The sequence below is a fragment of the Candidatus Dormiibacter sp. genome (assembly GCF_050999135.1).
Classification (GTDB): Bacteria; Chloroflexota; Dormibacteria; order Dormibacterales; family Dormibacteraceae; genus Dormiibacter; species Dormiibacter spiritus.
Window position 1 is genome coordinate 22971 of the sequence record NZ_JBPCPN010000010.1, and the last position, 15931, is coordinate 38901.

Sequence of the window (15931 nt, forward strand, 5' to 3'; positions counted from 1 at the left end):
AGGCTGACCGATGGCTAACTACCACGGGCCGGTCTGCCGGTTCTGCCGGCGGGAAGGCGCCAAGCTCTACCTCAAAGGCGAGCGGTGCTATACGCCCAAGTGCGCCATCGAGCGCCGAGCTGTGCCGCCCGGTCAGCATGGCATGGCGCGGCGTCGGAAGGTCTCCGACTATGGCGTCCAGCTGCGAGCCAAGCAGAAGGCGCGGCGCACCTACGGCCTGCTCGAGCGGCAGTTCCGGAGCTACTTCGAGCTGGCGGAGCGCCAGCCGGGCGTCACCGGCCTGAACTTGCTCCGGCATCTCGAGCTGCGGCTGGACAACGTCGTCTACCGGCTGGGCCTGGGCGCCTCCCGCAAGCAGGCGCGGCAGCTTGTCTCCCACAGGCATTTCGAGGTCAACGGCCGCACTGTCAACGTTCCGGCCTACCAGCTGAAGCCAGGCGACGTGCTCAAGGTGCGCGCCGCGGACAGCGCTGTGATAGCCGTCGCGCGCGACGCTTCCCAAGCTCGCACAGTGCCCTCCTGGCTCGCTTTCAACGAATCCGATCAGTCCGGCAAGCTGCTCAGCCTGCCGGAGCGCGAAGAGATGGAGAGTGGCGTCGAGGAACAACTGATTGTTGAGTTCTACTCACGCTAGTGGACCGCCCACTGGTTCTGTCTCTTAGAGGAGTTTTCTTTGGCGATTGACACGCAGATGATGGTGACGCCCCAGGTTCATAAGCTGGAGGGCGACGACCGCTACGGTAAGTTCGAGATCGAGCCGCTCGAGCCCGGCTTCGGTACGACGCTGGGCAACACGCTGCGCCGCGTCCTCCTGAGCTCGCTTTGGGGCGCCGCGGTGACGTCAATTCAGATCGACGGCATCGCTCATGAGTTCACCTCCGTCCCTCACGTGAAAGAGGACGTGACCGAGCTGATCCTGAATTTGAAGCAGCTCTGCCTCAAGAGCTACACCGAGGACCCTGTGAGCATCCGGCTCGACGCGACCGGCCCGGCGGAAGTGCACGCTTCGGACATCGAGCCGAACGCGGATGTCGAGGTGGTGAACCCCGATCTGTACCTGGCAACTGTGGCCGAGAAGGGCCGGCTCCGGATCGAGCTCACGGTGGAGCGGGGAAAGGGCTATGTGCCCGCCGACCGCAACAAGCACGAGGCCCAGCCGATCGGCGTGATCCCGATCGACGCCATTTTCTCGCCGGTCACCAAGGCCAACTTCGTGGTCGAGAAGACGCGGGTAGGCCAGTCCACCGACTACGACAGGCTCAACCTGGAGGTCTGGACGGATGGCACGCTCAGCCCGGAGGAGGCGGTGAGCAGCGCCGCTTCTCTCTTCACCCGACACCTCGAGCTCTTCACCCAGTTCGGCGAGAACATCCAGCTCGCAGCCCCCACCGGCCAGGCGGCCGAGTCTGGGCGCAACCGGTTGGACCAGATAGCCATCGAGGATCTCGACCTCTCGGTGCGCGCCTACAACTGCTTGCGTGCTAACGACATCAATACGGTTGGCCAGCTGCTCAGCCGAAAAGAGGAGGAGCTTCTCAGCCTGCGCAACTTCGGTAAGAAGTCGCTCGATGAGATCCGGGAAAGGCTCGTGGAGAAAGGCTTCGTCGAGCCAGATCAGATGGACACCATCTTCAGCTAGCACGACCATGAGACACCTGAAGAGTGGCCGCCACTTCAACCGCAACCACAACCAGCGCAAGGCGCTGATGCGCAACCTGTGCACAGCCCTGCTCGACTCCGGGCGAATCACTACCACCGAGGCCAAGGCCAAGGAATTGCGGCGCTGGGTCGACCGGCTGATCACGACCGCGAAAGCTGACGACGTGGCAGCCCGCCGACGCGTGGCCGAGGATATCTCGGATAGTGGGGTGGCCGACAAGTTGTTCAGCAACCTCATGCCGCGCTTTCGCGAGCGGCCGGGCGGCTACACCCGGATCATTCACAAGGGTCCCCGGCTGGGGGACGCCGCTCCGATGGTCATCATCGAGTTGGTGGACTGATGGCCAAGTTCAAGACCTGGACTGCACGCCAGGAAGACCTGAAGGGCGACTGGTACGTGGTCGATGCGACAGGGATTCCAGTCGGTCGCCTGGCCAGCAACGTCGCCAAGCTGCTAAAGGGAAAGCACAAGCCGACCTACACCCCCCACTTGAACACGGGCGACCACGTGATAGTGCTCAACGCCGCTCGCGCGGTGGTGACTGGCAGCAAGGCGTCTGACAAGCAGTACACGCGTTACACCGGCTACCCGAGCGGACTGCGCACGCGCACCTATAGCGAGCAGACCCAGCGCGATGCCACGTTTGCCATCAAGAACGCCGTCCGGGGGATGCTTCAAGGCAACACACTTGGGGCCGCCATGCTGGCTCGGCTTCGCGTTTATGCGGGCGGTGAGCACTCCCATCAGGCCCAGGAGCCCAAGACCATCACCTTCGACCAGAAAGGGGACATGCAGGTTGGCTGAACAGCAGTACACCGGCGCCGTCGGCCGGCGCAAGACGGCCATCGCCCGGGTCAGGCTTGCACCCGGCGGTGGCCGCATCTTGATCAACGACAAGGCTCCGCTCAGCTACCTGGGCCGCCGCACGTTGGAGACTGCAGCGCTGAACCCGCTTCGGTTGACCGACAACCTGCGTCGCTTCGACATCAGCGTCAAGGTTGAAGGCGGAGGTGTCTCGGGCCAGGCGGGAGCGGTGGCTCACGGTATCGCCCGGGCGCTCATCGATTTCGATGAGAACCTCCGCCCAGTGCTGAAACGGGCTGGCCTGCTCACCCGGGACGCGCGCATGAAGGAGCGCAAGAAGTACGGCCTGAAACGCGCCCGCAAGGCGCCCCAGTACACCAAGCGCTAGCTGACTCAGGGGCAGCGACCGTCAAGCTCGTACTCGAGTACGACGGCACTGACTTCTACGGCTGGCAGCTGCAACCCAAGCATCGCTCTGTCGAGGGTGAGCTGCGGGCAGCGCTGCTTCATCTCACGGGGGCAAAGACCGCAGTTCACGGTGCGGGCCGCACCGATTCGGGAGCGCATGCGCTGGGCCAGGTTGCCAGCTTCGAATATTCTGGCCGCCTGTCCGTCGACCGACTGAGAGAGGCTCTCAACTCTCGCTTGCCGGCAGATGTGAGCGTGGTCGCCGCCGAGCTGGCGCCGACCGGCTTCCACGCCCGCTTCTCAGCGCGAGAGCGCCTCTACCGCTACCGCTGGTTCGATCGACGAGCCCGTCCCGCCTTGTTTCGCCATCAGTGCTGGCATGTGCACCGCCGGCTGGACGAGGCGGCAATGGCCCAGGCGGTGGCCGCGGTCGTGGGCAGGCACGATTGGACGGCATTCTGCGCAGCCGCGGAACCGCTGCACAAACGCACGCGGTCGGTGTGGGAGGCGGAGATAGTTCGTGAAGGCGATTTGGTGGACCTGATGATCAGCGGCGAGGGATTTCTGCGGGGCCAGATCCGCGGCATCGCCGGCGCCCTGCGGGTGATCGGTGCCAAGCGCCAGGAGCCGGCTTGGCTGGCGCAGTTGCTCGCGGCCCGCGACCCGCAACTGGCGCCGCCCAGGGCGCCGGCGCGGGGGTTGACGCTGATGCGCGTGGGGTATGCACCCGGGGAGATGGACAGGGAACATTAGAGGTGCGGCCGAAAAAGCCTGGCGCAACTCTAGAAGTGCGCTTAGCGTTAGTGTCTGCATGGTGACCAGCCAATTGCAGAGCCTGGTCGGCGCCGACTTTCTCGATTTGGCGCAGCTGCAGCGCCAGCAGCTTGAGCGCATTCTCGAGCTCGCGGCCACCATCAAGAGTGGGCGCTGGCCGGGAACTCCGCTGGCCGGCAAGAGTTTGGCTCTGCTTTTCCAGAAGCCATCGATCCGAACCCGCGTCTCCTTTGAAGTGGCGATCAACCGGCTCGGCGGCCGCGCGGTCACCCTGCAGGATGATGAGATCGGCATCGGCCGGAGGGAAACGGCCGCAGATGTGGCCAGGGTGCTGGACCGTTACGTTGACGGAATAGTCGCCAGACTCTTCCATCACGCCGACCTCCTGGCTCTTGCGGACGGCTGCCGGGGGCCAGTGATAAACGCGCTGACTGACGCGTCGCACCCCTGTCAGGTGCTGGCCGATCTGATGACAATGCGCGAGGCTGTGGGCCGTCTGGACGCCTCGACGAAGGTAGTCTTCGTCGGAGACGGCAATAACGTGGTCCAGTCCTTGATGGAGGCGGCGACGCTTCTACGATTTCAGCTAGTGGTGATCTGTCCCCCCGGTTACCGGCCGCGCCCTGAAGCGGAGGCCGCCGCGCCCGACGTTCAGGTCAGCGCAGATCTGTCGAACGTAGCGGGCGCCTCGATCGTCTATACAGATGTATGGACTTCGATGGGCCAGGAGTCCGAAGCCGGCCAGCGTCGGCGAGAATTTCTCGAGTACCAGGTCGATGAGGAAGTAATGCAGCTCGCTCCCGAGGCGATCTTCATGCACTGCCTGCCCGCCCATCGGGGGGAGGAGGTCTCCGAGGCGGTGCTGGAGGGCCCGCAGTCGCGCGTCTTCGATCAGGCGGAGAACCGGCTTCACGTCCAGATGGCGCTGCTTGCGTTGCTCTTTCGGGCGCAGCCCTGATGGAGGCGCTCAGCGCTGCGCTGGCGCAGTTCCTCGAGATCCTGGCCCGCGTTGGACCGCTCGAGTTGGTGGACGTGATAGTGGTCGCCTTCATCCTCTATCAGGCCCTGCGCCTGGTGCGCGGCACGCAGGCGACCCAGCTCATCGTGGGCTTGGTGGTACTGGCCATTCTCGGGCTGGTCGCCACCCAGTTCCATCTCATCCTGCTCGGCTGGCTGTTCCAGAACGCGGCTCCCGTCCTGGTCATCACGATAGTCGTGCTTTTCCAGCCCGAGCTGCGCCGCATGCTCGACGTCGTCGGCCGCCGAATCGGCAACCTGCCCCGACTCACCACCTACTCGAGCCAGCAGTTCAATCGCTCCATAGCGGAGTCGATCCGCTCGGCCGAGCGCTTTTCCGCTCGGCGCACTGGCGCTCTCATAGCTTTCGAGCGAGACACCGGTCTGGCCGACTACGCCAGCACCGGCGTGCGCCTCAATGCCGAGCTGTCAGCGGAGGTTCTCCAGACGATCTTCTTCCCCAACTCGCCCCTCCACGACGGCGCGGTGATTGTCCGCGGCAACACAATTCTGGCCGCCGGCTGCCTCCTCCCGCTCGCCGATGAGTCGGTCATCCATGAGCGTTTGGGCACCCGGCACCGAGCGGCGATCGGGCTGTCTCTGGCCTCCGACGCACTCCTGCTGGTCGTCTCGGAGGAAACGGGTGGAATCTCCGTCGTGGAGAACGGAAACATCACCCGCAACCTGGACGCCGACGGGCTTCGCGCCAGGCTCACTGGCAGCCTTCAGCGCAGCCAGCCGGAGGGTTCGGGCCGCCCCAATCTGCCCAACTGGCGCTTCCTGCAGACGAGGTTCTACAGGTGAGCTGGATAGTCGCCAACTGGCGGCTCAAGGCGCTGGCGCTGGCACTCACGCTCGCGTTGCTGGGAGCGCTCGCCTTCTCCGAGAACCCGCTCGAGGTGCAGAGCGTGAGCGCCAAGGTGCAGTACAACCTGCCCAGCGGCAACAAGCTCGTTCTGACGCAGTACCAAACGACTGTCACTGTGCCGGTGGTGGGCCTGCACGACGCTGTCGAGCGATACCGCGCGACTGCCGCGGGGGTCAGCCTGGATTTGCAGAAAGCCCACCCGGGGCCGAATCAGACCTTCTACGCCAGACCTGCCGACGTGCCCTCCGGGGTGACGCTGCGCTCTGCCTCGGTCCCCATCACAGTGAGCATCGAAGCCCTCCAGACAGCTGATCTGGACATCGAGGTGCAGACGCCCAAAGTCAGCCCGGGCATCCAGGTCAAGACCAGCGCCGCGGTCTGCGGTAACGACCAGGGCCCCTGCAAGGTTTCCGTTACGTCGGCAGCGAGCGATCTGAACGACCTCACCGCCTATGTGCTCTACGACGCACCCATCTCCACCGCTGCGACAATCGAGACGCCCAGCCAGCGCGTTCTTTTCCAGCAGCGCGGCCGCCCGGTTGACTTGAGTCAGCTCAACCGCTTCCCAGCTCCGAGCTGGACGCCGCCGCGCGTAACCGTGCGGATCGACACCCAAGGCGGCACTCAAACCAAGACAGTGCCCATCACCCCGACCATCACTGGCATCCAGGCCTGCGGCTTTGCGATCGCCCGCGTCGACTATTTGCCGGGCCAGTTCGTAACCGTGCAGGGGCCGGCCGACACCGTGGCGAAGCTCAACGATGTCTCGACCGACCCGATCGACATCTCGGGCCTCAACACCAACCGGACCTACACAGTCGCGCTGCGCGCGCCGGAGCAGGTCAGCATCACACCCAAGAGCGCAAAGATCACTCTCACCCTGAACCGGGCCTTCAACTGCGCGGCGCCCAGCCCGCCACCCGGAACCAGTCCCTCTCCTTCTCCGACCGCCAGTGGATAACCGTTCTGGCCTGCCTGACGTTCAAGTTGGCAAGTTGAGCAGCCAGATCAGTTTCAGAGCGTCTCAGGTGAACACGTAATGTGCGGCATCATCGGGTACCTCGGGCCGCGCGAAGCGACTCCCATCCTGCTCGAGGCGCTGAAGCGGCTCGAGTACAGGGGCTATGACTCGGCCGGCTTGGCGGTGCTGGAGACGGGCCAGCAGACAACGAGTCTCACCAAGAGCGAGGCCAAGGTTGATCTTCTAATCGAAAAGCTGCGGGGGCAGGCACCGAGCGGCCATCTGGGCATCGGCCACACCCGCTGGGCCACGCACGGCAAGCCCACCACCGTCAACGCGCACCCGCATGCCGACTGCACAGGCCGGATCACTGTCGTGCACAACGGCATCATCGAGAACTTTGCGGAGCTCAAGGCCGAGCTGTCGGCGGCCGGGCATGAGTTCCTCTCGGACACCGATACCGAGGTTGTGCCACACCTGATCGAGCAGTACTACCGGGGTGATTTTCTGGCGGCCGTCCGGCAGGCCCTGCAGCGGCTGCGCGGCGCCTACGCCCTGGCCATGTTCTGCCTTGATGATCCGGATCTGCTGGTCGGCGCCCGTCTCAACGCACCTCTGGTGGTGGGTCTGGGCGAAGGGGAGAACTTCATAGCCTCTGACATAACCGCGATCATTCCCTACACCAAGCGGGCGCTGATTCTGGGCGAAGGTGAGCTGGCGGCGGTGACCGCGCTGGGCGCCCAGGTCTCGACTCTGGACGGTCGCCCTGTGGAGCCCAAGATAGTGCACGTCGACTGGGATGTGAGCCAGGCCGAGAAGGGTGGCTTTGCTCACTTCATGCTGAAGGAGATCCACGAGACGCCGGACGCGGTGGCGAATACTCTGCGCGGCCGGCTGGACGAGGCTGGCAACGTTCACTTCGCCGAATTTGACGTGCCCTCTGAGCGTTTGCGCGCCTGCCGCCAGGTGCTGCTGCTGGGCATGGGCACCTCCTTGCACGCAGCGCTGGCAGGAGAGCAGCTGATCGAGGATTGGGCAGGCCTGCCGGCCCGGGCCATTGACGCCTCCGAGTTTCGCTATCGCCAGCCGACTGTGACAGAGGACGATCTGGCAGTGGTGATCACCCAGTCGGGCGAAACTGCTGACACCCTCGTCGGCTTGAACCTGGCCCGGGCGCGTGGGGCGCTCACTGTCGCTGTCACAAACGTGGTCGGCAGCTCCGCCGCGCGTGACGCCGACGGCGCCATCTATCTCAATTCAGGGCCTGAGATCAGCGTTGCCTCCACCAAGACGTTCATTGCCCACGTGGTCAGCCAGGGCCTCCTCGCTCTCCGCCTGGCCGGCGGCCGCGGCCGACTGCCGATCGAGCGCCGCCAGGAGCTGGCCGCGAGCCTGCGAGCGCTGCCGGAGCAGATCCGGCGTCTCCTCCAATCCGAGCCGGACATCGCCCGCCTGGCTCACCGCTACGCTCACTACCGCAACTTCATGTACGTGGGACGTGGTCTCGGTCACGTCGTCGCGCTGGAGGGTGCGCTCAAGCTGAAGGAGATCAGCTACATCCACGCCGAAGGCTCCTCCGGCGGAGAGGCGAAGCACGGTCCGATCGCTTTGTTGGACCCTCAGTTTCCTGTCGTCGCGATCTGTACTGAGAGCTCCACTCGGGAGAAGATGATCAGCAACGTGCATGAGTTCGTGACCCGCGCCGCGCCAGTCCTGGCTGTCGTCAGCGAAGGGGAGGCCCAATTGCAGGAGCTGGCCACCGACCTCCTGGTCATCCCTCGTGCAGACGAGCTCACCTCCGCGGTCCTGGCCAGCGTCGCGCTGCAGGTCTTCTCCTACTACGTGGCGCTGGAGTTGGGCAAGGATGTGGACCATCCCCGCAACCTGGCGAAGTCCGTAACCGTTGAATGAACGGGCAACGGGCAAGGGGAGGCGGGCCTCCCCTTCCGGAACCCCACCTGGTTTGTGATTAACCTCAGGTGAGTGGCTGCGCCGGTTGCTCTTCGTGAAGCAACAGGCAAAGGGGAGGCAGGCCTCCCCTTCCGGAACCCCACCAGGTTTGTGCTTAACCTCAGGTCAGTGTCTGCGCCAGTTGCTCTTCGTGAAGCCAGCATCGGTTCCTGGGCCCAGGTCGTGTACCGGCCGGGATGAACCCGGCCTATCGACCTCACACCGGGCCCAAGGCAGTTCGGCAGCGGTCGCGACCTAGGGTGGCCGATCCCCGAGTAGCTGAGACGCTCTTGGTTGAGGTCGTCCTCCCCCCGCCCCGGGGGGAGGCAGGTGGGGGGCCTTCGATTGCAGGCTATGTCAGAGCCGCCATTTCGGTCCTGGGCATCTCGCCGCAGCTCCTGGGCGCTCGAGAGGGGTTTGACGGACCTTGGACGCAAGGTCTCCCCACAGGGCGGCGTGGGCAAGGCGGGCCGCTGACGCCCCGTCCGAGCCTCCTCCCGCGCCGCGGGGGGAGGACGCAAAATGCCTGCTCGGCTTCTCAAGATCTCGGGGACTGGACGACCTAGGGGTTCCTCTGGGTGATTCGGACTGTTGGGGTGGACGTGTGCGGAGTGGAGCGCATGGCGCTGGCGGTCAGGCGCTCCGGGGCGGGCTTCCTGAAGAAGACCTTTACGCCCGCCGAGCTCGCCTACTGCGGCGGCCGGAGTGAGAAGCTGGCCGGTCGCTGGGCGGCCAAGGAGGCGGTGATCAAGTGCTTCACGGGCACGCCAATCCGCTACCCGCGCCGCAGCATCGAGATCCTGCCTGGACCCGACGGCGCTCCTCGGGTCCACCTGCTTGAGTCAGGTTCCGCGGACGCGCGCGCCCAGCCCAAAATCGCCGTCAGCATCACCCACCAGGCGGGGATCGCAATCGCCAGCGCCAGCCTGGCCCTGGCGGATGTTCAGGAGGAACCACTCCCAGCACCCGAAGCGGTCGTGCTGCCGCAGCGACCGCCGCAGGCGCACAAGGGCTCGTTCGGAACCGTGGTCGGCGTGGCCGGAAGTCTGGGACTGACCGGGGCAGCGTTCCTCTCGGCCACTTCGGCCGCCCGCTCGGGGGCGGGGATGGTGAGATTGCTGGTGGCCGAGAGCCTCTATCCCATCCTGGCCGTCAAGTGCACGGAGGTGATGGCCAACCGGCTCCCGGAGGGGGCGCCAGGAGCCATCAGCCACGCGGCAGCGGATAGTGTGCTGCGCCAACTGAACGCGGCGGCCGCCGGCTACATAGGTCCCGGCTTGGGCCGTGATCGGTCCACGTGGCGCATGGTCTACGAGGTGGTCGGGAAAGCGGAGGTGCCCCTCGTCATAGACGCTGACGCGCTCAATGCGCTGGCTGAAAACCGCCGTCTCTTTGCCAAGCTGGGGCCGACTCGCGTGCTGACGCCCCACCCGGGCGAGCTCGGCCGGCTGCTGAACCTCAGCACCGAGCAGATCCAGGCGGATCGCCCGACAGCCGTCCGCCAGGCCGCCCATCAGAGCGGCGCGACTGTTGTGCTGAAGGGAGCCCGAACCCTGGTCTGTCGCGCGGAGGGGCCCATCTCCGAGGATCCCCACGAGGTTCCGGCGCTGGCCACAGGCGGGACTGGCGACGTCCTCACCGGGCTGGTCGCAGCTCTGCTGGCCCAGGGCTGCCGGCCGTTTGAGGCGGCGGTCACCGCTGTCTACGTCCACGCGGAGGCAGGCCGCCGGGTGAGCGGCAGACTCGGCGAATCGGGACTTCTCGCCTCCGACCTGCTGGGCGAGATTCCGCTGGTCATGAAGGTGCTGCGGGCAGGCGGTCACTGATGGCGGAGCTGCCGCCGGCGCAGCGGGTCGCCTCGGTCGATCTGGGGGCAATCGCCGCGAATCTGCGCACGGTGCGGAGCCGTCTCAAGCCGACCACACGCTGCATCGCCGTGGTAAAGGCGGACGGCTACGGCCACGGGGCTGCCCCGGTGGCGCGCGCAGCCCTGGCGGCCGGCGCCTGGGGCCTGGCCGTCTCGACTTTGCCAGAAGCCCTGGAGCTGCGCGGCCTGGTTCCACCCGAGCGGCTGCTGGTACTGGGCGGCCTCACCGCCGACGACGCTCCGGCGGCCGCCTCGGCGGGCTGTTCAGTGGCCTGTCACAGCTGGGAGCTGGCGAACGCGTTGGAGCGAGCGGTTCCCGCCGGCTCGCGCCTCAGCGTGCAGCTGAAGGTAGACACCGGTATGAGCCGGCTTGGCTGCAGCCTGGCGGAGGCGCCGCAGCTGGCCAGCAGGATCGCTGGCTCCGACCGGCTCGCACTCGGTGGCGTCTACACTCACTTCGCTGCCTCGGACAGCGATGCGGCCTTCACCCGCGAGCAGTACGGCCGCTTCGTCTCAGTCGTTGAGCAGCTTCAAGTCGAGCCCGGTCTGCGCCATGCCGCCAACAGCTGCGCTGCCCTCAGGCATCCCGAACTGCAGCTGGACGCCGTCCGGATAGGAATCGCCCTCTACGGCTGTGAATGGCCGTCTCTGCGGCCGGCGCTAACCCTCCAGGCTCGCGTCACGCAGGTGAGGGAGATTCCGGCTGGCAGCACAGTCGGCTACGACCGCACGTGGCGGGCGGAGCGGTCCAGCCGGGTTGCAGTTATCGCCGCCGGTTACGCGGACGGCGTCATGCGCGCTCGCTCTGGCCGCGGGGACGTCGTAATTCGCGGCCAGCGACGTCCGGTCATCGGCCGCATCAGCATGGACCAGATGACCGCCGACGTTACCGGGGACGAAGAGGTGCGGGCAGGGGATTGGGCGACTCTCATCGGCGAGGGTATCAGCGCCGAGGAAGTGGCCGGACACGCCGGCACCAACTCTTACGAGGTGCTGACCTCGATCGGCAGGCGCGTCAGCCGGCGCTACCAGGAATAGACTGCTCCGGCGCAACGTTCGGCAGAGCAGCGTGTCTACACTGCTTGCCGTGAGAGAGGAAGCGAAGGAAGCCGGGCTCGGACTGCCCGAACCGGTCTCCCTTCAGCCCGAGCCGCAGTCGGCCGGCGCGGCTGACACCAGCTTCAACCAGGAGGCGATCGGATACCTGGATACGCTTTACCGCACAGCTCTGCGGCTGACCCGGGACCCGGCCAAGGCTGAGGACCTGGTTCAGGACACCTATGTGAGGGCCCTGCGCTACCAGCACAGCTACAGGCGCGGGACGAACATGAAGGCGTGGCTCTTCGCGATCATGCGGAACCTGTTCTGGGACCGGTTCCGAGGCGGCCGGCCGGAGGCGCTCAGCCTGGATGGTGACAGCGAGATGTCCCTCTACGACACACTGCCCGACGTCGGCGCCCAGCCGGAGGCGGACGTGCTGGATGGGATTGCCGCGCAGGAGGTCATCGACGCTGTCGAGCAGCTCCCTGAGCTGCACCGTGAGGTGGTGCTGCTGGTCGACGTCGAGGGCTTCGCCTACAAGGACGCGGCGGAGGTTATGGGCGTCCCGATAGGAACTGTGATGTCGCGCCTTCACCGCGCCCGCCGCCAGTTACAGAGGTCACTGCTGGGCTACGCCAGAGAGGCAGGCATAGTCAGCGAGGGCAAGGGAGAATCCGGAGAGTGAACTGTGGGAAGTGTCTGGAGAAGCTCGAAGGCTTCGTGGACCGGGAGCTGAATGAAGGGGAGATGGCGGAGGTGCGCCAGCACTTGAGCGACTGCGCGCCGTGTGAAGGTCTATTCGACCTCCAAGTCGGGATGAAACGGTTGGTCAAGCGGTGCTGCGATCAGAGCACGGCTCCGGCGCACCTGCGCGAGCGACTGAGCCAGATCCTGGGCTGAAGTCCCCTTCACTTTCAGTTCCCCTTTCGTCCTGGCGGCTGGAAGTGATCCGCGCCATCTGCGGTTACGTATCTGTGAAAGCCATGGCCAGGATAGAGGATGCCAACACCGACATAGGTCGTCTGGAGCTGGAAACGCGTCGGCGCCACATCGAGCAGTCGCGGCAGGGCCAGCTGATCCGAGCGACAGATGAGATGATCGCCGAGCTGGAGGAGCTCAATGTCAGAGGGTCGGACCGTGTGCCTGCAGCGCTCCGGCGCCACGCGGAGGCGGTTCTGAGCGCGCTCCCGCCGACCGAGGAACCGCTGGAGGCCCGCTATCGTGTCGACGCCATGATGGAGGTCCTCTACCGAGCTCAAGAGCTGCTGTTCCAGCAGCGGCCTAAGATCAAGGGGAGGCAGGCCTCCCCTTCCGGAACCCCACCAGGTCAGAGCGAGTTGACCGCTCAACTCGGGAGTGGTCGCTTCAGACGGACGGCCGCGTAACGAGCCAGGGGAGGCAGGCCTCCCCTTCCGGAACCCCACCAGGTCGGAGCGGATTGACCGCTGAACTGGGGAGGGGCCGCTTCAGAGGGACGGCCGCGGAACGAGCAAGGGGAGGCAGGCCTCCCCTTCCAAATCCCCACCAGGTCGGAGCGGATTGAGCGCTGAACTGGGGAGTGGTCGCTTCAGACGGACAGCCGCCTGACTGTGCACTAACCGGCGTTGAGGCCCGGCCGGGATGAACCCGGCCTATCGACCTGACGAGCAAGGGGAGGCAGGCCTCCCCTTCCGGAACCCCACCAGGTCAGAGCGAATTGACCGCTGAGCTGGCGAGTGGCCGCTTCAGACGGACGGCCGCATGACTGTGCACCAACCGGCGCCGAGTCCCGGCCGGGATGAACCCGGCCTATCGACCTGACGAGCAAGGGGAGGCAGGCCTCCTTTCCGGAACCCCTCCCGGCCTCTGATTGACGATCGGTGTACTCGGGCCTGACGCTCGGGGCGGGCGGCGTACCAATGTGCGCTGACGGGCGTCGGATTCCGGCCGGGATGAACCCGGCTTATCGACCTTGCGCCGGCAAGCTGACGCCTGACGCTGCGGTTATTTCGCGCAGTCGGTGAAGTCTTGGGTGAACATCTCCTCGAAGCCGTCCTCCCCTTTGTAGGCGCCGATGCCGACGCAGCGGAAGTCTGGATTGAGGATGTTGGCACGGTGGTCGGGACTGCTCATCAGTGAGTCCCACGCCTTGTCCACGTCCGGCGCAAAGGCCAGATTCTCGCCCGCTGTCACGTATGTGATCCTGCCCTCCCGAAGGCGGTCGTAAGGGGTCTTGCCATCAGGGGTTTGATGAGAAAAGTAGTGCCGAGCGTACATGTCCTTGCTGTGGGCCCTGGCCACCTCGCGGAGCGCGGCGTCCAGCCGAATGCTCGAGAGTCCGTTGTCGTGGCGCGCGGAGTTGAGCTTGGTCAGCATGGCCGCCTCGTCATCGGGTGCCAGTGTCACCTGCATGGAGGCGGGAAAATGCAGCTTGAAAAAGGCGTCCTCGCCCGGGTTGGAGGGCGGTTCGCTGACTATGATGCGCTGGTTGTTGGTGGTTCCGGGTAGCAGCAGCTGGCGCAGCGGTCCCTTCAGCGCGCCCGAGCGACCGTCGACGGCCCTGCCCAGCGTTGAGCCCTGCACCCATGCGGAGGGGCTGCCCGGAAAAACTGCCAGACTGCCGATGAGCAGAAAGATGATCATGACCGCCAGACCTGCGGCAGGGATGACGCCGAGCGCGGTGTAGGCGCCGGGCGTCAGGGCTGAGAGGCGCCGACTGAGCCAGCCCGCCAGCCGGTGCGACGGCGGCAGGACGAGACCATGGACGAGAGCCATCAGGACCAGGAACATGCCAAAGCCCGCGAGCAGCGGCCCTACGTGGAGGAGGCGGTCCAGCAGGCCGGCCAGCGGTCTGTAGAGCACAAATGCGAGCAGCAGTCCGACACCCAACGAGATCAACTCGGAGAGGTAGCCGGGGAACCCACGGCGCAGGCTGTCGTAGATGAGAGCGCCCAGCACCGCCACAATGGCGACATCCAGCAGATTCAGACTCAACGTCCGGCCAGAGTATAGGTGGCCTGGGTCCTCCTGGCGGCAAGGTCAGCCTCAGCCTGTCCGTCCTACCTGCCTGTCCCTCAACCGCCCTCTCGGTCGGTCGCTAAAGTCCAGTGCATGACGGAGGACCGCGCTCGCAAGCTGGCCGCAGCTCGTCTGTACGCCATCACGCCCAGCGTCGAGCCGGCTGCCGTCGAAGCGCTGGTTGGGGCCTGGCTCCGGGGCGGGGTCGACCTGATTCAACTCCGCCACAAACGCCTGCGGCGGGACATCCTGCTGGAGCTGGCCCGCTCCCTCGCGTCGCGCTGCGCCGAGGCTCAGGTGCTCTTCCTGGTCAACGATCAGGTGGACATCGCCCTCCTCTGCGGGGCTGATGGGGTGCACGTCGGCGAGGAAGATCTCTCGTTATCGGCCACTCGGCGCCTGGTCGGCTCGGAGCTGGTGGTGGGAGCAAGCGCGGGGGCGTCTCGCACAGTGGCGGCGGCCGAGGCCGACGGGGCCGATTACGTAGGGTGTGGGCCTGCCTTCCCGACCGCCGAGAAGCCCTTGAAGCCGGTTCTCGGCCCGGCCGCCATCGCCCGCATCTCGAGCGAGACGCAGCTGCCCGTGTTCGCTGTCGGCGGTATCACACTTGACCGGTTGGGCGAGCTGAAGGCGCTGGGCCTGAGGCGGGTCAGCGTCATCGCCGGCCTGAGTCAGGCTGCCGAGTCCGAACAGGCAGCCCGAGCCTTCAGGGAGGCGCTCGCCGATGGATGAGCTGAGCTTTCTGGAGCGGCTCAAACCGCACCTGGCCGCGAGATCGGGCAAGCTGGTGATCGGGGCCGGGGACGACGACGCAGCCGCCTGGCGAGAGCCGGACGGCAGCTACACGATCGCCACCTGCGACACGTCGGTGGAAGGCGTCCACTTCGACCTGAGTCGTCAGGATCCGACCGACGTGGGCTGGCGTGCGCTGTGCTTTGCGCTTGGTGACCTGGCAGCAAAGGGAGCGCGTCCCACCTACTGCATGGTCTCCCTCTCGCTCCCGGTGAGCTGGACGGCAGAGACCGCGGGCGGCCTCTATGCCGGTCTGGCCGAGCTGGCTCGGGAGGTGGGGCTGAAGCTCGTGGGCGGCGACACCACCCGCGCCCCCCATGATGCCTCCCTCACACTCATGCTGCTCGGCTCCACCTGGGTGGAGCCAAAGGCGCGCGCGTCGGTGCGCGCGGGTTGGAGCGTGGGAGTCACGGGCCCGCTGGGGGCAGCGTCTTTGGCCTGGACCAGGCCGCGCCCTCGTCTTCAGTTCGGTGCCCGGCTGGCCGCCGCCGGGCTCTGCAGCGGCGACATCTCCGACGGCCTCGTGCGCGAGCTTGACAAGTTCGCCGCCGCGGCCGGTGTCGGTGCAGCGCTGCGCCTCAACGCGGTGCCGTTGGCGGGCGGAGCCAGCGCCGAAGCCGCGATCGTCAACGGGGAGGAGGTCGAGCTGGTCTGCTGCGGTCCGGCGCCGCTGCCAACCGGTGTGCAGGTTGTGGGAGAGCTCACCAGCGGCGGCGGCGTAAGGGTTGTCGACGCTGGGGGCGCCGAGGTCCAGCTGGCGGGACGGGGCTACGATCACCTCTCCGGCTGAGC

The 15931-nt window shown here is 66.2% G+C and carries 17 protein-coding genes and 1 pseudogene; 17 read left to right on the plus strand and 1 reads right to left on the minus strand.

Translation table 11 applies throughout. From position 1 onward, the window contains the following. Positions 1 to 10: 10 nt before the first annotated feature. From rpsD to ACR2MZ_RS02565, 15 genes and pseudogenes are all read left to right on the plus strand, one after another. Entirely contained in the window at positions 11 to 634 is a 624-nt protein-coding gene (rpsD, locus tag ACR2MZ_RS02495) for a 30S ribosomal protein S4 (RefSeq protein WP_434003493.1), read from the plus strand. 39 nt (positions 635 to 673) lie between these two features. Further along, entirely contained in the window at positions 674 to 1639 is a 966-nt protein-coding gene (locus ACR2MZ_RS02500; protein ID WP_434003494.1) for a DNA-directed RNA polymerase subunit alpha, read from the plus strand. A 7-nt stretch (positions 1640 to 1646) separates the two neighbouring features. Next, positions 1647 to 2000 carry a 50S ribosomal protein L17 gene (rplQ, locus tag ACR2MZ_RS02505; protein ID WP_338176469.1) on the plus strand — a complete coding sequence of 118 codons (354 nt, stop codon included), beginning with the start codon at positions 1647 to 1649 and terminating at the stop codon, positions 1998 to 2000. Continuing rightward, positions 2000 to 2464 carry a 50S ribosomal protein L13 gene (gene rplM, locus ACR2MZ_RS02510; RefSeq protein ID WP_434003495.1) on the plus strand — a complete coding sequence of 155 codons (465 nt, stop codon included), beginning with the start codon at positions 2000 to 2002 and terminating at the stop codon, positions 2462 to 2464. Before rplQ ends, rplM begins: the two co-directional genes overlap by 1 nt. Next, on the plus strand, positions 2457 to 2852 hold the full coding sequence (rpsI, locus tag ACR2MZ_RS02515; RefSeq protein ID WP_434003496.1) for a 30S ribosomal protein S9: 396 nt from the start codon (positions 2457 to 2459) through the stop codon (positions 2850 to 2852). Before rplM ends, rpsI begins: the two co-directional genes overlap by 8 nt. 32 nt (positions 2853 to 2884) lie before the next feature. After that, positions 2885 to 3625 (plus strand): annotated as a pseudogene (gene truA / locus ACR2MZ_RS02520) (tRNA pseudouridine(38-40) synthase TruA); the annotation flags it as partial. Positions 3626 to 3686: 61 nt separating this feature from the next. Then, positions 3687 to 4604 (plus strand): ornithine carbamoyltransferase, encoded by a 918-nt coding sequence (gene argF / locus ACR2MZ_RS02525; protein ID WP_434003497.1) that lies wholly within the window; start codon positions 3687 to 3689, stop codon positions 4602 to 4604. After that, complete coding sequence (gene cdaA, locus ACR2MZ_RS02530; protein ID WP_434003498.1) at positions 4604 to 5467, plus strand: diadenylate cyclase CdaA; 864 nt, start codon at positions 4604 to 4606, stop codon at positions 5465 to 5467. Before argF ends, cdaA begins: the two co-directional genes overlap by 1 nt. Then, positions 5464 to 6492, plus strand: a complete 1029-nt coding sequence (locus tag ACR2MZ_RS02535) for a CdaR family protein (protein WP_434003499.1) — start codon at positions 5464 to 5466, stop codon at positions 6490 to 6492. Before cdaA ends, ACR2MZ_RS02535 begins: the two co-directional genes overlap by 4 nt. Before the next feature lie 78 nt (positions 6493 to 6570). Beyond that, positions 6571 to 8403 (plus strand): glutamine--fructose-6-phosphate transaminase (isomerizing), encoded by a 1833-nt coding sequence (gene glmS, locus ACR2MZ_RS02540; RefSeq protein WP_434003500.1) that lies wholly within the window; start codon positions 6571 to 6573, stop codon positions 8401 to 8403. Between the two features lie 617 nt (positions 8404 to 9020). Next, the gene (locus ACR2MZ_RS02545; protein WP_434003501.1) at positions 9021 to 10268 is read left to right on the plus strand and encodes an NAD(P)H-hydrate dehydratase; all 1248 of its coding nucleotides are present in this window, start codon (positions 9021 to 9023) and stop codon (positions 10266 to 10268) included. Further along, positions 10268 to 11347 carry an alanine racemase gene (gene alr / locus ACR2MZ_RS02550; protein ID WP_434003502.1) on the plus strand — a complete coding sequence of 360 codons (1080 nt, stop codon included), beginning with the start codon at positions 10268 to 10270 and terminating at the stop codon, positions 11345 to 11347. The genes ACR2MZ_RS02545 and alr overlap by 1 nt, the downstream gene beginning before the upstream one ends. 49 nt (positions 11348 to 11396) lie before the next feature. After that, entirely contained in the window at positions 11397 to 12035 is a 639-nt protein-coding gene (locus ACR2MZ_RS02555) for a sigma-70 family RNA polymerase sigma factor (RefSeq protein WP_434003503.1), read from the plus strand. Then, positions 12032 to 12250, plus strand: a complete 219-nt coding sequence (gene rsrA, locus ACR2MZ_RS02560) for a mycothiol system anti-sigma-R factor (protein ID WP_434003504.1) — start codon at positions 12032 to 12034, stop codon at positions 12248 to 12250. Before ACR2MZ_RS02555 ends, rsrA begins: the two co-directional genes overlap by 4 nt. An 83-nt stretch (positions 12251 to 12333) precedes the next feature. After that, complete coding sequence (locus ACR2MZ_RS02565) at positions 12334 to 12735, plus strand: hypothetical protein (RefSeq protein WP_434003505.1); 402 nt, start codon at positions 12334 to 12336, stop codon at positions 12733 to 12735. A 598-nt stretch (positions 12736 to 13333) separates the two neighbouring features. Here the strand turns inward: ACR2MZ_RS02565 and ACR2MZ_RS02570 are convergent. After that, a complete protein-coding gene (locus tag ACR2MZ_RS02570) occupies positions 13334 to 14323 on the minus strand; it encodes a CAP domain-containing protein (RefSeq protein ID WP_434003506.1) in 990 nt (329 codons plus the stop codon). Between the two features lie 117 nt (positions 14324 to 14440). On the opposite strand from ACR2MZ_RS02570, the gene thiE reads away from it, so the two are divergent. Next, complete coding sequence (thiE, locus tag ACR2MZ_RS02575) at positions 14441 to 15079, plus strand: thiamine phosphate synthase (RefSeq protein WP_434003507.1); 639 nt, start codon at positions 14441 to 14443, stop codon at positions 15077 to 15079. Continuing rightward, positions 15072 to 15929: a thiamine-phosphate kinase gene (locus ACR2MZ_RS02580; protein WP_434003508.1), complete on the plus strand. Its 858-nt coding sequence runs from the start codon at positions 15072 to 15074 to the stop codon at positions 15927 to 15929. Before thiE ends, ACR2MZ_RS02580 begins: the two co-directional genes overlap by 8 nt. Positions 15930 to 15931: the final 2 nt, after the last annotated feature.